This window comes from Streptomyces sp. NPDC096013 (assembly GCF_044763565.1).
In the GTDB taxonomy this organism is placed as follows: domain Bacteria; phylum Actinomycetota; class Actinomycetes; order Streptomycetales; family Streptomycetaceae; genus Streptomyces.
The window spans coordinates 384,129-400,220 of sequence record NZ_JBIWGK010000003.1 but is presented as its reverse complement, the minus strand read 5'-3'; the positions used below and the strand labels follow the sequence as shown (position 1 = coordinate 400,220).

The window sequence follows — 16,092 nt, the reverse complement described above, 5'->3', positions numbered from 1 at the left end:
GATCCCTCCCGGGGTCTGGTCAATTATCTGACGGGGCGTCAGAGTATGGGCGACCGGCGGAGGACGGAAGGGGAGCGACGTGAGCGAGGAAACCCGGAGCGACGTGTACGCCGAACTGGCCGCCGTAGGACCGTACGGAGTCCGGCCGGGGCATGCGCTGATCACCATGGTCGAACCGCGTCCCGGCCACGAGTACGCCTACAACCGCTGGTACGAGGACGACCACTACTACGCGGGCGCGATGGCCATGCCCTGGATGTACGCGGGCCGCCGCTGGGTCGCCACCCGGGACCTCCAACTCCTGCGCTCCCCCGAGAAGTCGGCGATCGCGCAGCCCGTCACCGCCGGCTGCTACCTCTCCACGTACTGGGTCACCGAGGGCCGCTACGACGAACACATGAAGTGGACCGTCGGCATCAACAAACGGCTCAACCGGGACGGGCGGGTGTACCAGGACCGTACGCACGTCTTCACGGCGTTCCAGGACCACGAGGCGACCGTCTACCGGGACGGCGCGGCGGGCCCGCGGGACTTCCACGCCCTCGACCACCCTTACGCCGGGCTGGTGCTGGAGGTCGTCGACAGTGAATCGGCCGAGCAGCGCGCCGAGTTGCTGGAGTGGCTACGCTCCCGCCACCTGCCGAAACGGCTCGCGGGCTCCCCGGCCGCGATGGTGACCGTCTTCCGGCCGACCCCGCTGCCGGGCGACCGCATGACCTACGTCAAGCAGGTCGAAGGGGTCGACACCCGGCTCACCCTGCTGTGGTTCCTGGAGGCCGACCCGCGCGACTGCTGGGAGGAGCACTTCGCCGACCTCGAAGCGCCGATGGCCGAATCCGGCCTGGGACGCGTGGAGTTGGTGGCACCCTTCATCCCCACGGTCCCGGGCACGGACAAGTACGTCGACCGGCTGCGCTGACTACTTCAGCTCGTCCGGACACGGCGTACCCCGAGGCAACTGGTACGGCGCCGCCAGCCGGTACGTTCCCGCCTTCGGCGCCAGCAGCATCGTCCACTTGTCGCCCTTGGAGTCCTCCTCCGTCTCCATCAGGCAGCCGTTGAGGTTGTCGTACGACTTCGGCGTGCCCTCGGCGCGGTGCTTGGACGCGTCGGTCTCCTGCGGGGGCTTGAGGCTCTTGCCCTTCGCGTCGACGATGCTCAGCCACGGCGAGTACGGGATACGGATGAGGATCCGCCCCTTCTTCCGCACCTCGATGGTCAGCTCGCCCTGCTCCGCCCGGTCCACGACCGAGTTCGGCTCGGCGAGCGGTGTCGGGTCGGTGACCTGGAACAGCTGCCAGTTCGTGTCGCCCCAGATCTGCTTCAGATACGGCATCCCGCGCTGGACCAGGGCCCGTTCGCGCACGCCGCCGTCGCCGTCCAGCTTGTCCTTCGGCAGCACGACGTAGTGCACGGCCCAGCGCTGGAGCCACTCGTGGTAGTTCGCCGAGTTGAGGGTGTCGTCGTAGAAGAGGGGGTTGCGCTCCATGTCGGCCTGGCGGTTCCAGCCGCGGGCCAGGTTGACGTACGGCGCGAGCGCGGAGGCCTCGATGTGGGACGCGGCCGGGACGACCTCGACGCGCCCGCGCTCGGCGCCCACGGTCTGGAGTTCGTTGACCAGCGGCGCGAGCTCGTGCGACCAGGACGCGGCCGGGGCGGTGTTGACGATGTCGTCGATCGACTTGAAGCCGATCCAGCCGTTGAAGCCGACGAAGGCCAGCGCGATCACGTACCACTTGCGTGACCGGGGCACCGCGAACGGCAGCGCGGCGATCAGGGCCACCCCCGCGAACAGCATCGCCAGCCGGCTTATGTTCGAGCCGATCTGCGAACTGACCAGCCAGACGAGGATGACGCCGATGCTGTACACGGCGGCCGTGATCCGTACGGTCGTCCACTCGCGCGGGACCAGGAAGTAGACCAGGACCCCGGAGATCAGCGGCAGGATCATCGAGCCGAACATCATCGGCTGCGTGCCCGAGAACGGGAACAGCCACGCGGACACGGCCACCACCGCCGCCGGCGCGAGACCCAGAGCCCACGCGCCGGGGCGTCGCTTCTGAAGGAACAGGGCCACGGCGACCAGACCCACGAACAGCCCCGCCACCGGCGAGGACATCGTCGCGAGCGCCGCCAGCGGGGCCGCGCACAGGGCCTTCGCCCACCGCTTGTAGCGCCAGCGGTACGGCCAGCAGAACACCACGGCCACCGCGCCGAGCCCGAAGACCAGACCGAGGCCGTACGTCACCCGGCCCGACACCGCGTTGCACAGCAGCGCGAAGACACCCGCGAGCGAGGCCCACAGCGGGTTCCTCACCGAGCGGCTGCGGATCAGGATCATGGTGAGCAGACCCGCCGAGATCGTCCCGGCGATCATCATCGTCGTCCGCACGCCGAGGACCGACATGAGATACGGCGAGACCACGCTGTACGACACCGGGTGCATGCCGCCGTACCAGGCGAGGTTGTACGCCGAGTCCGGATGCCGGCCGACGAACTCCGCCCACGCGTCCTGCGCCGCGAGGTCGCCGCCACTGTTCGCGAACGTGAAGAACCAGACGATGTGCAGGACACCGGAGAGCAGCGTGAAGCCGATCACCGGGTGCCGGAGGAAGGGGGCGCGGAGCCGGTCGACGAACCGCGTCAGGCGGGTGCCGCCGTCACGGCTCGCACCGTCGTCCGTGCCCTGGGCGCCGGCTGCCGCGTCATCCGTCGCGGCGGGCGCGGGCAGGCGTATTCGCGGGCCGGTTCCCGGGCCCGGATCGGCATCGTCGGCGCGTGTCGGCTCCGCAGTGGCCACCTGAAGGCACTCCCCGTGTCCCGTCTTCTGTTCTCGGCCGTGTCCTGTCCCGTTCCCGGCCTGTTCGACGCCGCGTCTCCCCGACCGGCGACCTGCCCCGATTCGCGACGCTAGCACGCACCCCGCCGACAGGCTCCCGGGTGGGTGCCCGCCTGGCGGGGTGCGGTGACGTACATCGCCTCGTGGGTCAGCCGAGGCGGGTCAGCTTGGACGTCAAGGCCGGTTCCGCCAGATCCTTCTGGAGGGCGACCGGCACCTTGACCGCACCGCCCGAACCGTCGCCCACGGTGAGCGTGCCCACCTTGGTGCCGGCCTTCGCGGTGTGCGGTACGTCGTCGGGCGCGAAGGACAGCTTCACCTTCAGGCCGGCCCAGCCGACCGCCGCGACGTCCTTGGTGACGACGACCGGCGTGTGACCGCCGAGCTGGTCGTCCACGTACCCGACCACGGTCCCCTTCTTCAGGATCTTCGCCGCGGTCATCGCGTCCTGCGCCGCGAGCATCGCCGTCTTGCTGACCGTGTTGACGGTGTCGATGATCGGCGCGGTGTGCTGGCCGAGGATCGCGCCGACGACGACGGCCGTCTCACCGCCGACCTGCTTGGTGGCGGCGAAGAGCAGGTTGCCGCCGGCCGCGGTGGTGGTGCCGGTCTTGATGCCGAGCGAGTTGTTGTACGGCACCAGGCGGTTGTAGTTGGTCCACTTGTGACCGGACGGGTCGACCCAGCTCGGCAGCTTCGTGATGTCCATCAGCGACTGGATCTTGACCAGCTGGTTGCCCAGCTTCACCTGGTCCTCGGCGGAGGAGACGGTGGTCTCCTTCAGGCCCGACGCGTCGGTGTACGTCGTGTTCGTCATCCCGAGTTCCTTGGCGGTGGCGTTCATCTTCTTGATGAACGCCACCTCCGAGCCCGCGTCCCAGCGGGCCAGCAGGCGCGCGATGTTGTTCGCCGACGGGATCATGATCGCCGAGAGGGCCTGCTTCTCGGTGAGGACGTCACCGGCCTTCACGGTGTTGAGCGTGGACTCGCCGTCCTTGTCGTAGCCGCCCTCCTTCTCGGCGGTCGCGTCGACGGTGATCTTCTCGCCCTCCGTGCCCGCCTTCAGGGGGTGGTCCTTGAGGACGATGTACGCGGTCATCGCCTTCGCGACCGAGCCGATGGCCACCGGGGTCTGCTTGCCGAAGTTGCCCATCGTGCCGATGCCGTTGACGTCCATCCAGCCCTGGCCCTCGGTGGGCCACGGGAGGTTCACCTTGCTGCCGTCGAAGGTGTACGAGTCCTCGGCGGTCAGGGTGAGGGACGGGGTCGGCAGCGGGCGTACGGCCTGTACTACTGCAAACACGATCGCCAGGAGGATGACCAGCGGGGTCCAGATCTTGACCCGGCGGATCGCCGTGCGGACCGGGGTCTCCGGGGGCGGCGGGGTGTTGGTCAGTTCGGCGAGGAGGTCCAGCGGGGGCTTCGGGGGAAGCGGTTGCTGGGTGGTGTGCTCCGGGCCCACGTGGTGGACGGGGCGGGTGGCGTCCTTGGGGGCGGTGTCCCTGCGGGGCGTGCGGGGCTCGTCGAGGGGCTTGAGGGCGACGAACTTGCTGGTGCGCTCGGGAGCGGACTCGGGGGTCTTGGGGGTCTTGGGGGTTTTTGTCGCCCCGCCGAGCTTGAGCATGGTGGTGGGCTGGTCGACCTCGGGCTTGGGAGGTCGTACGGCCTTGAAGACGGTGGTGGGGTGATCGACGGCCCCGGCCTCGGCTTCGCCCTCGGCCGTTTCCGGTTTCCCACCCGCACCACCCGTGCGGGTCTCGTCGTCGGGTGCGGGTGGCGCCTGTGGGGCGCGGGCGCCATCGGCGGCTCTCGGCCCGGCCCCACCGTCCGCCGCGTCGCCTTCGGCTTCCGCGCCGCCGTCCGCCGCGTCGCCTTCGGCTTCCGCGTCCGCCCGCCCGTCGCCTTCGGCCTCCGCCTCCGTCCCGGCGTCGGTGGGCGTGTCGGCTTCGGAGGTCTTCGGGGCGGCGGCAGCGTCGGTGTCGGTGTCGGCAGCAGCGTCCGTGGCGGGGGTTGCCTTGGCCTGGGCGGTCCTCGGGTCGGTGGCCGCGGGGGTGTCGGCCTTCGTCTCCGTGGCGGGGGTTGCGGTGGCCTGGGGGTTCTTCGGGTCGGAGGTTGCGGGGGTGTCGGCCTTCGCCTCCGTGGTGGGGGTCGCGGTGGCCTGGGGGGCCGGGTCGGAGGCCGCGGGGGCGTCCGTCGTCGCCTCCGTGCCGGAGGTCGTCCTGCCTTCGGCGGACTCCGGGTCGGCCGCGTCAGTCCCGTCCGCCTCGGGAGCCATGTCCTCGGGGTCGTCGGAGCCGGCGTCGATGGCTTCCGCGGCGTCGTCGGCCGTGGAGGCGTCCTCGGGGTTGCCGGAGCCGGGGCCGGTGGCTTCCGTCGCCTCGTCCGCCGTGGACGCGTCCACGGCGTCGGCGGCCCGCTCACCCTCGGTCACCTCGTCGTCGCTGCCGGGCTCGGCGGCAGCCGCATCGCGCGCCTCGTCGCCCTCGGCGGAGCCGTCAGCCGCCCCGGCGTCGCCACTCGCGGTCTCTCCGGGCTTCCCGGCACCCCGGTCGGCCTCGGCCGCCACGGCACCTTCGGCGTCGGTGTCCTCGGTGTCCTCGGTGTTTTCGCTGTCCTCGGTTTGCTCGGGGTGCTCGGCATCCCCGCTCGCGGAGCTTCCCCCCGCACTCCCGGCGGGCTTCCCGGTCGCCTCGGCGTCCTCAGGGGTGTCCGCGTCGGCAGTCCGCCCGGAGTCCGCAGTGCCCTCGTCGGACACCTCGGCCCCGGCCAACTTCCCGGCATCCTCGGAGACTTCGGCGTCGGCGGGCCGCTCGGAATCCCCCCGAGCCTCCCCGTCCTCCGAGCCCTCGGCCCCGTCCGCGGACGTCACCCAGGCCGCCACAGCCGCCCGCAACCGCGCATCGCCGGCCGTGCCGTCCTTGGCGGAAGGGTTCTGCTCATCGGCGCTCTCGGAGGCCCCGGGAGTCTTCGCGGGCGCGGAGTCACCGGGCTCGTCGGACCCGGACCCGGCACCTGACCCGGACTCCGATTCCGCCCGCAGCTCCTTGATCGAGAAGACCTTCGTCGCCGTATCCACACCCCCGCGCCGGTCCGCGGACGACGGCGAGGATGACGACGATGTCGCGTCATCCCGGGCCACCGCGAGCCGGGGGTCACGTTCACCCCTGGCCTCAGGAACCGGACTCGCGCTCCCCGGCGTCGGTTCTGCCGACGACTCGCGCTGCTTCGACCTGTCGGGGGACTCGCCCGCCACCGATGCCTCCTCCATGCGCCGCACGCTCCGCGTGCGTCAACCGAACCGACCGAGATAACCGAGTTGGTTACAAAAACAGCTGGAAAATCAGCTGGGAAATCTCCTACCCGCAGTCCGGACAACGCATCAACCGACGCTGTCCGAACCATGTACCAGTGTCCTGTGTGCGGGCTTAACCCCACCGGTAGACGAGAACGACATACCTACCGGTTCCACTACGAAGCGGTCACGCACTCTCGACAAGCCAATGTGAGAGGGGTCACCCTGTCATTCATCCACGCGGGGAGGCATGGATGGGCAGGAGCCGCAGAACACTTCCGGAAGAGCTTCTGTTGCTGGCATTGGACCCGACCACGGGTACCACTGCACAGCCGCAGTCGCTCGACCTCGGTCTGGCCGGAGCACAGCTAGTGGAGCTGGCGCTGGCCGGACGGATAGCCCCAGACGGGGATCGTATCGCCGTGGTGGTACCACGGCCGACCGGAGATCCGACTTTGGACTGCGCGTTGGAGTTGCTGCGAAGGCGTGGCGCTCCCGTACGTGCGGTGAACTGGATTGGCGGGCCCCGACTGGGACTTCGCCAGACCTACCTCTCGCATCTGGAGCGGTGCGGCATGGTGCATGCCGTGGCGGGACAGATGTGCGGGGTGCTGCCGACGACTCGCTACCAAGCGACGGACAACGACATCAGCCGGGAGATCAGGGCCCGGCTCGATTCCGCGATCCGCACCGGTGTGCCACCGGACCCGCGGACAGCCGCGCTCGCCGCACTGGCGCACGCGGTCGGTCTCGGCAAACACCTGTATCCGGGCAATGAGGGACGCTCGTCCCGCTCCCGGCTGCGGGACCTGATCAGGCACGACCCGATGGGCGGACTCGTGGCGCACGCCGTGATGGACGTCCAGAACGGAGTGGCGGCACAGCCACGCCGTAGCCCGGCCCCGGCCGGCCGTCAGGCCGCGCCCGGATCAAGGCCACCGGAACCGGCTCGTGGTGTTCCGATGCAGCCGCACCGCGGCACCATGGCACGCGCCGTGGCTCACTGAGCCGCAGTCCCACGGCACACGCCCGCATCACCGAGGACCGCACGACGGAACCACCGCAGGACCGCAAGATCGTAGGACCGCACGACCGCAGTACCGCCGCACCGCCAGTCCCCAAGACCCGGTTCGGGAGCCGCTGGTCCGAGCGGGGTGGAGTTGACGTAACGTCACTCCACCCCGCTCGGCCGCATCTACGGGCACCTCCGGCAACCCGAACCTGGCGCGTACCTGCCGCATATCCACCGTTTCCCAGCGGTAGAAACCACCTTGGTGGCAGTCTGCTCAACAGCAGATACGCAAAGTGGCAAGCATTGAGCAGCACGTAGCAGCAAGCAGAGGCATGCAGCCGGAGGTGCACGTTCCCGTGGCGTCAAGTGTCAATCCCACCGTCAGGCGACGCCGGTTGGGCCAGGAGTTGCGTCGGCTCCGCGAGCTCAAGGGCATGACGGCCGAAGAGGTCGCCGAGAGACTCCTGGTGTCCCAGTCGAAGATCAGCCGGCTGGAGAACGGCCGGCGCAGCATCAGCCAGCGCGACGTCCGCGACCTGTGCGGGGTCTACGAGGTCGAGGACGTCCGGATCGTCGACTCCCTGATGCAGATGGCCAAGGACTCCCGCCAGCAGGGCTGGTGGCACTCCTTCGGCGACATCCCGTACAGCGTCTACATCGGACTGGAGACGGACGCGGCCAGCCTGCGCGTCTACGACCCCCAGGTCATCCCGGGCCTGTTGCAGACCCGGCAGTACGCCGAGGCGCTGATCACCGGCGCGCTGCCCGAGTCGGCCCCGGCGGACGTCGAGAAGCGGGTCCAGGTGCGGCTGCGCCGGCAGGAGCGGATCGCGGCCGCGGAGAACCCGCTGCGGCTGTGGGCGGTGCTCGACGAGGCGGCGCTGCGCCGCGAGGTCGGCAACAAGCAGGTGATGATCGGGCAGTTGGACGGTCTCATCGAGATGTCCCAGCTCCCGCACGTCACCGTGCAGGTGATCCCGTTCGCGATGGGCGCGCACCCGGGTGTCAGCGGGCAGTACGCGATCCTGGAGTTCCCCGACGCGGCCGACTCCAGCGTGGTCTACATCGAGGGCGTCACCAGCGACCTGTATCTGGAGAAGGCGCAGGACGTCCAGAAGTACAGCGTGATGTACGAACACCTCAGAGCGCAGGCCCTGAACGCGGACCAGAGCCGTGAGTTCATCTCGAACGTGGCGAAGGACTATGCGCGTTGAACCGTCCCGAACGGCTCGTGACGCGTGCGGTGCCGGAAAATACACCCTCCTCGGGTAAGAGGGAAGACACCACTGGAATATGCCACCCGGTCGAGTGAATGGCCGCTCCGTGCGGCGATGTTGGCGAGTAGCGTCGATCACGCCATCAAGCAACAACGTTGGCGCAAACCGTGTCCCGCAGACGGAGTGATGTGCGGGACACGGCGACAGCAACTCAGCAACTGGTAATCGGAGCGAACATGGCAATCAAGCAGGGCGCCGCGGACAAGTGGATCAAGTCCTCTTACTCGCAGGGCAACGGCGCGTGCGTCGAGATCAAGTCCCCGGTCCTGTCGGCGATGGCCGTCCGGGACTCGAAGGTCTCCGAGGGGCCCGTCCTGGACTTCCCGGCCGACGCGTGGAAGGCCTTCGTGGCATCGGTCAAGGCATAGGCACACGACACGGGGGGAGGATCTTCCTGATCTTCGAGCGATCAGGTGATCGGCAACTTCACCGTCCAGAGCGTCACCGTCGACAGCCTCATCGTCGGCCGCGTCACCATCGACAACTTAAAAGCACCACCGAAGCCCTCTCGACTGGCCGCCGTCCTTGCCGAGGGGGCTCGGCTTTTTACCTGGACCTTCCCGGCCCTGGACCTTCCCGGTCCCCGGGCCTTCCCGGTCCCCGGGCCTTCCCGGTCCCCGGGCCTTCCCGGTCCCCGGGCCTTCCCGGTCCCCGGGCCGCTCCGGCCCTCGGACCGCTCCGGCCCTCGGACCGCTCCGGCCCTCGGACCGCCTCGGTCCCCGGGCCTTCCCGGTCCCCGGGCCTTCCCGGTCCCCGGGCCTTCCCGGTCCCCGGGCCATCCCGACCCTCGGGCCATCCCGGTCCCCGGACCGCTCCGGTCCCCGGGCCATCTCGGTCCCCGGACCGCTCCGGTCCCCGGGCCATCTCGGTCCCCGGACCATCTCGGTCCCCGGACCGCCCCGGTCCCCGGGCCATCCCGGCCCTCGGACCGCCCCGGTCCCCGGGCCGCCCCGGCCCGGGATCACCCCGCCCCCCCGGCGCACCCCGGCTCAGTGCGCCGACGGCTCCGCCGGGAACTCCAGCGGGAACGCCACGTCGCACACCGCGTCCCCCGGCCCCGCCGCCTCCCAGTCCACGAAGTACACCTCGCGGCACGGACCGGCGTAGCGCAGGCCCTGCGCGGCCACCCACTGCTCGACCGCCTCGAACGCGGCCAGGATCTGCGGATGCGCGACCTGCGCCTTGGTGATGCGGGTGTACGCCAGGCGCCTGGCCGGTTCCACCCGGACCGCGGTCTGCCGGGCCCGCCCCTGCCGTGCGGCCCACGCCCGCGCCGCCGCCTCGTCCGCGACCGGTACGCAGGCCTCGGCCGGGCCGTCGCTCTCCATCGACACCTCGGCGTGGTAGACGACGAACGGCGCCGCGCTCACGCCCCCGCACTCCCGCGCCGCTTCCCCGAGCCGCCCCAGCGAGGCGCCGATCCAGGCCGGCAGCTCGTCCGCGAGGGTGTGCCGGGTCTCGGTGATCAGCACCTGTTCCGGTACCTCGACCGTCTCGACCACGAATGTTCCGTACATCTCGGAGCTCCTCCCCGACAGACGTGCACGGAGGTACTCGGCGAGCGTGCGCTGCCCGGCGATCCGGGTCTCCACGGCCGTCCAGTACGCGGCGAGGAGTTCCGCCGCGTCGCTCCCGTCGGCCTCGACCAGCTCGGCGATCCGGGCCAGCGGCATGTCCAACTGCCGTAGCAGCGCGACGAGTCGGGCCCGTTCCGTCTGGGCGGCGCGGTAGTAGCGGTAACCGCTGACCTCGTCGACGTACGCCGGTGACAGCAGCCCCAGCCGGTCGTACAGCCGCAACGCCTTGGCCGAAAGCCGCGCCCGCGCCGCGAACGCGCCGATGGTCAGCAGTTCGTCGTCCACCCTCGCATCCTCCGTCACCGGGCGGTTTCCGTCCGCCCGGCGAGAAGGACGCTCGGCCCTGCCCCAGGGGCAAGGTCAACACCTGCCCACGTCGGTCCTAGGCGACTGCGGACTCCACCGCCGCGACGACCTCCGCCGACTCCGGCTCGGTCTGCGGGGAGAAGCGGGCGACGACCGTGCCGTCGCGGCCGATCAGGAACTTCTCGAAGTTCCAGCGGATGTCCCCGGTGTGGCCCTCGCCGTCCGCGAAGCCGACGAGGCGGTCGTACAGCTCGTGCCGGCCGTCTCCGTTGACCTCGACCTTCTCGGTCAGCGGGAAGGTCACGCCGTACGTCGCCGAGCAGAACTCGGCGATCTCCTCGGCGCTGCCGGGCTCCTGCCCGAGGAACTGGTTGCAGGGCACGCCGAGCACGGTGAAGCCCTGGGCCGCGTACCGCTCCTGGAGCCGTTCGAGGCCCGTGTACTGGGGGGTCAGCCCGCACTTGGAGGCCACGTTCACCACGAGGACGGCCTTGCCCGCGTACTGCGAGAGGTCCGCCGAGCCGCCGGTGAGCGACCCGATCTCGACACCGAGGGGACCCGTGTTCTCTGTAGTCGTCATAACCGGATGCTAACTCCGGTAAATGTCGTTCTCCCCACGGGCCCACGGACCCCCAGCCCTTACAGGCCGCCGCCCACGCACCACACCCCGGATGTCCCGGCACCCCAGCCGTCCCCACCCCGGATGCCCCCGCACCGCTCCTGGCCGTCCACAGCCCGATGGCCCTCCCGCCCCAGCCCTACAACCCCGCCGCCTTCACCACGACCTCCCCCGCCGCCGTCCGCGAATACAGCACCGACCGCCCCGCCCGCCGCCGCTCCACGAGCCCCGCGTCCAGCAGCACCCGCAGATGCCGCCCCACCGAGCCGAGCGCCTGCCCGGTCACGGCGGTCAGCTGGCTGGTACTCATCGGTGAGCCGAGCAGCATCAGCACCTCGGCCCGCGAGGCCCCCAGCAGCGTGCCGAGCCCCGTCGGCACCGCCCGCCCGCCGGGATCGGCGAGGGCGCCCGTGCAGGGGTAGACGATCGCGTACAGGTCCGGCTCCTCCCACGACACCCACCCGGCCTTCGATGTCACCGGCATGAAGAGCAGTTCCGCGCCGGAGACCTCGCGCGGTGGGTTCTCGTGCAGGTTGATCTGGAGCCGGTTCTCCCCGAGCCACCGCGTCCGCCCCGGTTGCAGGGCGTCCAGCACGGCCGCCCAGCCTCCCTGGCTCACCTGGGCCGTCCGCGCGACCACGTCCGCCTCCAGCACCCGCCGGCGCCGCGCCCAGTACGGCCGTACGGTCTCCTCCCAGACGTACTCCAGGACGCGCGCCGCCCGCTCGGGCAGGTCGTCGCGGTCCAGGGCGGCGGGAAGCGGGCCGGCGAGGGAGACCCGGAGGTGGGCGCGGGCGGCGGCGGGGGGAGTGGCGCGGACCCGGGCGACGGTCTCGGCGAACGACTCCTGGTCGGTCTGGGTCGGGCAGCAGAAGTCGGCGATCCAGGACCGCCCGAGCGCCGCCCGTACCAGCGCCCCGCTGACCGGATCGGCCGCCAACAGCCCCCGGTAGCCCGGCAGATGGTCCCGCAGCCACATCTGCTCACCCGGGTGCGCGCCCACCCCCGCGTGCAGCAGTTTCAGCGCGGCGAAGGTCTCGGCGAACGACGACAGCACGAACCGGCTCCGCGCGAGGGTGTCCGCGTTGAGCTGCCACAACCCCATCCACGCCCCCCGTGTTTCGCGTCCGGGCGAAAGAATAGGACCCTCGCGGGCACCCCCGCAGACTCCGCTCATGCGCAGCTACCGCGAGCTCTTCCGTACCCCCGAATACACCCCGTTCTTCCTCTCCTTCGCCGCCCAGAACGCGGCCCTGACCATCAGCGGCCTGGCCCTGGCGACCCTCGTGTACCGGGCGACCGCGTCCCCCCTGCTCTCAGCCGTCAGCATGTTCGGCCCGCAGCTCGCCCAGATGCTCGGCGCGACCTTCTTCCTGTCGGGCGCCGACCGCCTGCCCCCACGCGCCACCCTCACCGGCATCAACACGGCCTTCGCGGTCTGTACGGCCCTGCTGGCGCTCCCCGGCCTGCCGATCGCCGCGGTCCTCGCCCTCGTGTTCCTCCAGGGCCTGATCGCCTCGCTGGGCGGCGGGGTGAGCGGCGGACTGCTGAACGAGATCCTCTCCAAGGACGGCTATCTGCTGGGCCGTTCGGTGTTCAACATGGCCTCGGGCCTGATGCAGGTCACCGGGTTCGCGGCGGGCGGCGCCCTCCTGGCCCTCCTCGCCCCGCGCATCTGCCTCCTCCTCGCGTCGGGGCTGTACCTCACCACGGCCGTCGTCCTCCGCCTCGGCCTGACCGCCCGCCCGCCCCGCATGGCGGGCCGCCCGTCGGTCGCGGCCACCTGGCGCACGAACGCCGTCCTGTGGTCCTCCCGCCCCCGCCGCCTCACCTACCTCGGCATGTGGGTCCCCAACGGCCTGATCGTCGGCTGCGAATCCCTCTACGTCTCCTACGACCCCGGGTCCGCGGGCGCGCTGTTCGCGAGCGCGGCGCTGGGCATGTTCGTCGGCGACCTCACCCTGGGCCGCTTCGTACCGGCCACCCTGCGCGCCCGCCTCGACATCCCCCTCCGCCTCCTCCTGGCCACCCCGTACCTCTTCTTCGCCCTGCGTCCGGGGATGCCGTGGGCTGCCGTCGCGGTGTGCGTGGCCTCCGTCGGCTACGGCGCGAGCCTCGTCCTCCAGGAACGCCTGATGGAACTCACCCCCGGCGAACTCGCGGGCCACGCCCTGGGGTTGCGCTCCGCGGGCATGCTCTCCATGCAGGGCATCGGCGCCGCCCTCGCGGGCACGGTGGCCCAACTCACCTCCCCGGCAACGGCGATGACCCTGGTGGCGGTGGCGTCGGTCGGGGTGACGCTGGTGCTGGCGGTGCTGGGCCGACAGGTGCGGGGGGAGGTGCCGGAGGCGCAGACGGCCTGAGGGAGAGGGCGATCCGTACTTTTCCGTGCGCACAGGCATCCTTGACAGCGTCCGTACTGTTTCGCGACGTTTGAGCCCTGCCGAACTGTTCGTGTCTCGTCGTACCTTGGGATACGTAGGCAGGACGCGGACGACGCGTCGTGGGGGAAAGTGGGGGGACGGTCGCCCATGCGATCCAACAGCAAGGCGGACATCACGATCCACAGACCGGAGGAGCTCAGCAGCACGCTCCGCCAGGCCTGGCACAAGGCGATGGACGAGTCGCCGGACTACGCGAACCCTTTTCTGGCACCGGAGTTCGCGGGCGGCGTCGGCCGTCATCGCGGCGGCGCGCAGGTGGCGGTGCTGCACGAGGGCGGGGAGCCGGTCGGCTTCTTCCCGTACGAGCGCAATCCCGTCGGCGTCGGCCGGGCCATCGGCCTCGGCCTCTCCGACTGTCAGGCCCTGGTGCACCGGCCCGGCGTCACCTGGGACGTCCAGCAACTCCTGCGCGCCTGCGGCCTGTCGGTCTTCGAGTTCGATCATCTGGTGGAGGAACAGCAGCCGTTCGGCCGCTACGTCACGGGCACGTTCGCGTCCCCGGTGATCGACCTGAAGGACGGCGACGGCGAGGTCCCGTACCCGGAGTGGCTGCGCGGCGCCTATCCGGGCATCGCCAAGACCACCCTGAAGAAGGAACGCCGGCTGGGCCGCGACCTCGGCGAGATGCGGTTCGTCTACGACGAGCGCGACCCCGAGGTGCTGCGCACGCTGATGCGGTGGAAATCGGCGCAGTACCGCAGGACCGGCCGCATGGACCGCTTCGCGCGCCCGTGGATCGTCGACCTGGTGAACCATCTGTTCCGCGTCCGCGAGGAACACTTCACCGGCATCCTGTCCGTCCTCTACGCCGGGGAGCGCCCCGTGGCGGCCCACTTCGGCCCGACGTCCCGGACGCTGTTCGCCGCGTGGTTCACGGCGTACGACCCCGAACTGCGGTACTACTCACCGGGGTTGATCATGCATCTGCGGATGGCCGAGGAGGCGGGGCGGCATGGGGTGCGCCTGATGGACCTGGGGCGCGGCGACAAGGAGTGGAAGGACTGGCTCAAGACGCGCGAGCTGCGTGTCGGGGAGGGGTTCGCCACCCGTCCGCACCCGGTGGCGGCGGCCCATCGCCTGTGGCGGCGCCCGGTGCGCGGGCTGCGCAACACGGTGCTGGCCCATCCGTCCCTGCGCGATCCGGCGGACCGGCTGCTCAAGACGGTGGGCACGCTGCGGACGACGGGCAAGGTGGCGCCGAGGAAGTGACGGCGAGGTGTGTCGGCCGGGGCCCTGGACCGCTGAGGTCGGGGCCCTTTCCGCGTTCTCGGGGTGGCCCCCGCCATCTGTACGACAGGCGGTCGTGGTAGACAACGCCGATGATGGTCAGGGCTGTTGTGCCCGGCCCGCGGGCAACCGCGCGACAACAGGAGGGGTAACCCGTGCTTCTGAAGACCTTCCGCTGGTCGTTCGCGGTCACCGCGGTCGGCCTGGCCCTCGGGGTCTGGTACGGCGGCTGGACGGCGTTCGGTGTCATCGCGATCCTGGCCGTCCTGGAGATCTCGCTGTCCTTCGACAACGCGGTGGTCAACGCCGGGATTCTGAAGAAGATGTCGGCGTTCTGGCAGAAGATCTTCCTCACGGTCGGCGTCCTGATCGCGGTCTTCGGCATGCGCCTGGCCTTCCCGGTGGTGATCGTCGCGGTCACGGCGAAGAAGAGCCCCTTCGAGGCGGTCAACCTCGCGCTGACCGACAAGGACCGCTACGAACAGCTGGTCACCGACGCCCACCCGGCGATCGCGGCCTTCGGCGGCATGTTCCTGCTGATGATCTTCCTGGACTTCATCTTCGAGGAGCGGGACATCAAGTGGCTGGGCTGGCTGGAGCGCCCTCTCGCCAAGCTCGGCAAGGTCGACATGCTGTCCGTCTGCATCGCCCTGATCGTCCTCCTGATCACCTCGATGACCTTCGCGACCCACGCCCACCAGCACGGCGGCGCCCACGCGGACAAGGCGCAGACGGTCCTGATCTCCGGCATCGCCGGCCTCATCACCTACATGATCGTCGGCGGCCTCTCGGGCTTCTTCGAGGACCGCCTGGAGGCGGAGGAGGAACGCGAACAGGAGAGCAACCGCTCGGCGGTGGTCCTGGCGGGCCAGGCCGCGTTCTTCATGTTCCTGTACCTCGAAGTCCTGGACGCGTCCTTCTCCTTCGACGGCGTGATCGGTGCCTTCGCCATCACCAACGACATCGTGCTCATGGCATTGGGGCTGGGCATCGGCGCGATGTACGTCCGTTCCCTGACGGTGTACCTGGTCCGCCAGGGCACCCTCGACGACTACGTCTACCTGGAGCACGGCGCGCACTACGCGATCGGCGCCCTGGCCGTGATCCTGATGGTGACCATCCAGTACCAGATCAACGAGGTCATCACCGGGTTGGTGGGGGTCGTGCTGATCGGGTGGTCGTTCTGGTCGTCGGTGCGGCGGAACCGTGCGGCGGCGGAGGGGGACGGGTCGGTGGGGGCCGCGGACGAGGCGAAGGTGCCGTAGCCGTAGCCGTAGCCGTAGCCGTAGCCGTAGCCGTAGCCGTAGCCGGGATCGGAAGTCGGTTCCGGGCTGTCGCCGGCCGCTGTCGGGCCTCCGCCGAGACGCCGGAGGCCCTCCCGTCCACCGGACGGAAGGGCCTCCAACCAACCTCTCACTGTGCCCTCGGCAGGATTCGAACCTGCGACACCGGCTTTAGGAGAGCCGTGCTCTATCCCCTGAGCTACGAAGGCGGGACGG

General features: G+C 70.4%; 12 protein-coding genes and 1 tRNA gene. 7 read left to right on the top strand and 6 right to left on the bottom strand.

What is annotated here, in order from left to right; genetic code table 11:
- Positions 1-79 precede the first annotated feature (79 nt).
- Complete coding sequence (locus tag ACIRB1_RS13310) at positions 80-919, top strand: hypothetical protein (protein WP_403465604.1); 840 nt, start codon at positions 80-82, stop codon at positions 917-919.
- Here the strand turns inward: ACIRB1_RS13310 and ACIRB1_RS13305 are convergent, their stop codons facing one another.
- Together ACIRB1_RS13305 and ACIRB1_RS13300 are read right to left on the bottom strand one after the other, a co-directional pair.
- Positions 920-2,800 carry an MFS transporter gene (locus ACIRB1_RS13305; protein WP_352181885.1) on the bottom strand — a complete coding sequence of 627 codons (1,881 nt, stop codon included), beginning with the start codon at positions 2,798-2,800 and terminating at the stop codon, positions 920-922.
- Positions 2,801-2,987: 187 nt separating this feature from the next.
- Positions 2,988-5,915, bottom strand: coding sequence for a D-alanyl-D-alanine carboxypeptidase (locus ACIRB1_RS13300; protein ID WP_403465603.1), 2,928 nt, complete (start codon positions 5,913-5,915; stop codon positions 2,988-2,990).
- A gap of 470 nt (positions 5,916-6,385) precedes the next feature.
- On the opposite strand from ACIRB1_RS13300, the gene ACIRB1_RS13295 reads away from it, so the two are divergent.
- The 3 genes from ACIRB1_RS13295 to ACIRB1_RS13285 all read left to right on the top strand — a co-directional run bounded on the left by ACIRB1_RS13295 (position 6,386) and on the right by ACIRB1_RS13285 (position 8,788).
- The gene (locus ACIRB1_RS13295; protein ID WP_352181883.1) at positions 6,386-7,138 is read left to right on the top strand and encodes a GPP34 family phosphoprotein; all 753 of its coding nucleotides are present in this window, start codon (positions 6,386-6,388) and stop codon (positions 7,136-7,138) included.
- A 361-nt stretch (positions 7,139-7,499) separates the two neighbouring features.
- Complete coding sequence (locus ACIRB1_RS13290; RefSeq protein WP_352181882.1) at positions 7,500-8,357, top strand: helix-turn-helix transcriptional regulator; 858 nt, start codon at positions 7,500-7,502, stop codon at positions 8,355-8,357.
- A gap of 239 nt (positions 8,358-8,596) precedes the next feature.
- Positions 8,597-8,788, top strand: a complete 192-nt coding sequence (locus ACIRB1_RS13285) for a DUF397 domain-containing protein (RefSeq protein WP_352181881.1) — start codon at positions 8,597-8,599, stop codon at positions 8,786-8,788.
- 621 nt (positions 8,789-9,409) lie between these two features.
- Here the strand turns inward: ACIRB1_RS13285 and ACIRB1_RS13280 are convergent.
- The 3 genes from ACIRB1_RS13280 to ACIRB1_RS13270 form a co-directional block, all read right to left on the bottom strand.
- Positions 9,410-10,282, bottom strand: coding sequence for a MerR family transcriptional regulator (locus ACIRB1_RS13280; RefSeq protein ID WP_403465602.1), 873 nt, complete (start codon positions 10,280-10,282; stop codon positions 9,410-9,412).
- Positions 10,283-10,379: 97 nt separating this feature from the next.
- Positions 10,380-10,883 (bottom strand): glutathione peroxidase, encoded by a 504-nt coding sequence (locus tag ACIRB1_RS13275; protein ID WP_352181879.1) that lies wholly within the window; start codon positions 10,881-10,883, stop codon positions 10,380-10,382.
- Between the two features lie 178 nt (positions 10,884-11,061).
- A complete protein-coding gene (locus tag ACIRB1_RS13270; protein WP_352181878.1) occupies positions 11,062-12,027 on the bottom strand; it encodes a winged helix-turn-helix domain-containing protein in 966 nt (321 codons plus the stop codon).
- A gap of 70 nt (positions 12,028-12,097) precedes the next feature.
- Here ACIRB1_RS13270 and ACIRB1_RS13265 point away from each other — a divergent pair, with 70 nt between their 5' ends.
- From ACIRB1_RS13265 to ACIRB1_RS13255, 3 genes are all read left to right on the top strand, one after another.
- Positions 12,098-13,285 (top strand): MFS transporter, encoded by a 1,188-nt coding sequence (locus tag ACIRB1_RS13265; RefSeq protein WP_352181877.1) that lies wholly within the window; start codon positions 12,098-12,100, stop codon positions 13,283-13,285.
- Positions 13,286-13,453: 168 nt separating this feature from the next.
- Positions 13,454-14,575: a GNAT family N-acetyltransferase gene (locus tag ACIRB1_RS13260; protein WP_352181876.1), complete on the top strand. Its 1,122-nt coding sequence runs from the start codon at positions 13,454-13,456 to the stop codon at positions 14,573-14,575.
- A gap of 173 nt (positions 14,576-14,748) precedes the next feature.
- The gene (locus tag ACIRB1_RS13255) at positions 14,749-15,858 is read left to right on the top strand and encodes a DUF475 domain-containing protein (protein ID WP_403465601.1); all 1,110 of its coding nucleotides are present in this window, start codon (positions 14,749-14,751) and stop codon (positions 15,856-15,858) included.
- 154 nt (positions 15,859-16,012) lie between these two features.
- On the opposite strand, the gene ACIRB1_RS13250 is transcribed toward ACIRB1_RS13255, so the two are convergent.
- Positions 16,013-16,085: transfer RNA gene (locus tag ACIRB1_RS13250), tRNA-Arg, on the bottom strand.
- Positions 16,086-16,092 lie beyond the last annotated feature (7 nt).